This window comes from Streptomyces sp. CO7, assembly GCF_053474865.1.
Genome location: NZ_JBRIOU010000005.1, coordinates 61,975 through 64,337 on the forward strand (window position 1 = coordinate 61,975; position 2,363 = coordinate 64,337).

The following is a 2,363-nucleotide window of genomic DNA, read 5'->3' on the forward strand; positions in this document are numbered from 1 at the left end:
GGGCCGGCGTCGTCGGAGGCTCCGGGGCGGGCGGGCCGCTGCGGCTGGTGCCGATACCCGAACTGCCGCCGCTGCAGGTGGGCTGGGCGGTGCGGCGCTGGGACGCGTTGCCGCCGCTGGCGCGGATCTTCGCCGACACGGTCGTCCGGGCGCTGACCGCCTGACCGCCTGACCGCCTGAGCGCCTGAGCGGCTGAGTGACTGAGCGGCTGCGTGCCTGGCCGCCTGTTGACCCTCTTGTCGAGTTGGTATGGACCTGTCAGGCTGCGCGCCAGGTCACCACCCAGCCCTGTGGAGGTCGGTCATGCTCTCCCAGCTCCTGCGCTCCCGCCGTTCCGGTGCCGGTTCCCGGCCCCTGTCGCGCGGCGTCCTGTCCCGTGGCGTCCTGGCCCTGGCCGCGCTGGCGGGGGCGACGCTCGCGCCGCCCGCCGCGGTCGCCGCCCCGGCGGCGGCCGCCGTCACCCCGCCCCAGGTCTACGGGTCCTGGCACTGCGGCGACGACGCCTGCACCTGGTCCACCGTCCGCGGCCTCGCGGAGTTCGACGCGAAGAACCACTGGCTGGTCGACCGGGGCGACGGCCGGCCCTCCGTGAACCTGGTGGTGCTCAGCTTCGTCGAGCCGCTCAAGCTGCTGCACCGGACCAACGACGCGGGCACCGTGAACGGCGTGCCCAAGGGCATGACCCGGGAGATCGTGCAGTACTTCACCTCCCGTGGGATCCGCGTGCAGTTGTCCGTCGGAGGGCTGACCTACACCGACGAGTGGGACGCCGCCCTCGCCGAGAACGCCGCCCAACTGGGCCGCAACGCCGCCGCGGTGGCGACCGAGCTCGGCGTCGGCATCGAGATCGACTACGAGCAGAACACCGACCCGGACCTCGCCGGGCTCCAGGCGTTCATCGACGCCTACCGCGCCGCACACCCCTACGACGCCACCGGCGCCGACCCGACGGCGCGGCTCACCATCGACGTCGCGGCGGGCGACCGCTGGCTGATCGACATCAACCGCAAGGCCACCACGGACTGGCTGCGCACCGACAACCCGGTGCTCGACTACGCCAACGCGATGGTCCCGGCCCGGCAGCCCTCGGCGAGCGCGGCGATCGCCAACTGGCAGGAGCACGTGGACGGCAAGTCCACGTACAACCCGCGGGTGCCTCCGCTGGCCCCGGCCAAGTTCACCGGGGCGCTGTACATCACCAACGCGAGCAAGGTCCTCCCGGAGTGCACGGACTTCGCCACCTCGCTGCAGAACAGCACGGGCTCGTTCACGCAGTCGGTGCAGCCCAACGGGGCGGGGAGCACGCCCGGGATGCTCGGGTACATGTTCTGGGCCGCCGAACGGCCCTCCACGCGCGGCTCGGGCACGCTGCCGCCGAACACCTGCGAGGGCGGTGTGGGCGCGGGCGCCACCGCGTACGGCATCCCGGTGCCGATGCCGCCGCTGCGGCAGAGCTGAGCCCCGCCGGTGGGCGTCCACTCACCTCAACGGGTGAGCGGGCGCCCCTGGTGCCGTTGCCCCTTCGCTGATCCGGGTGACGCGTGCGGGCGTGCGGGGCCTGTTGTCCACAGGTCAGTTCCGGCCGGATGACGCGGTTCGAACGGTGGTCGGCTCCGGTCGAGACGGAGGGTGCGGCGCACGGTCTTTCCGCGTCACGCAGCGTGATTCGTCCGCTACCCGACCGGGTGTGTTCGTGGGTGTCTCCGGATGATCGAGGCGGCCTGGAGCGGTGCGGACCGTGCGGCGATTTTCAGACACCGAACGCCGTTCGAGTGTCCGGGGCACCCCCTGGGAGGTCAGTAATCTCCTGGTCAGGGAGCAGTGTGATAGAGGGGCGCGGGTCCGGAGGGGGTCGATTCCGGCCCGGGGTAGCACCGATGCACCCGGGGACGTCTGCCCGGCCCGCCTGCCCTGTTGGGGGGAAGTGCGTGCAGCTCAAGAATTGGCGCGAGGACATCCGTGCCGGCCGCTCGGCGTTGTTGTCACGGCCGTGGGAGTCCGCGGACCGTGCCGGCCACACCCATGACCCGAACGAGGTCACGGTGCAGCTCGACGGCGTGGGCCGGGAGATCGACGAGGAGCTCGAGGCGGTCGGACCGCCGAACGGGGCGGCGGGCGCCGGCGAGGCGGCGGACGGGCCGGTGTTCGTCGACGAGTCCGGCCGCCGCAGCCGGCGGTACCGGCGCATCGGCATCGGGGTCGGGGTGGCCTGCGCGGTGTACGCGGTGGTCATCGCGGCGACGCTGCTGTCCGGGAACTCCCACGCGCCCTGGATGCCGTTGCCGGGTAGCGAGCAGGGGCAGGGGGGCGGCGCGGACAGCGCGGTGACCGGGCCGCTGCCGGCGGACCGGGCCGGGCAGTCG

Annotated in this window: 1 protein-coding gene and 1 pseudogene; both read left to right on the forward strand. The window is 73.1% G+C overall.

The annotated features are described in order from the left end of the window. The first annotated feature begins 303 nt into the window (after window positions 1–303). Window positions 304–1,458 (forward strand): hypothetical protein, encoded by a 1,155-nt coding sequence (locus ACOV8S_RS18585; RefSeq protein ID WP_448318941.1) that lies wholly within the window; start codon window positions 304–306, stop codon window positions 1,456–1,458. A 470-nt stretch (window positions 1,459–1,928) separates the two neighbouring features. Then, window positions 1,929–2,363, forward strand: a pseudogene (locus tag ACOV8S_RS18590) (hypothetical protein); the annotation flags it as partial.

What these genes read in the sequence shown, in the direction of transcription:
- ACOV8S_RS18585 (WP_448318941.1), top strand. Translation starts at nt 304, where the DNA reads ATGCTCTCCCAGCTCCTGCGCTCCCGCCGTTCCGGTGCCGGTTCCCGG.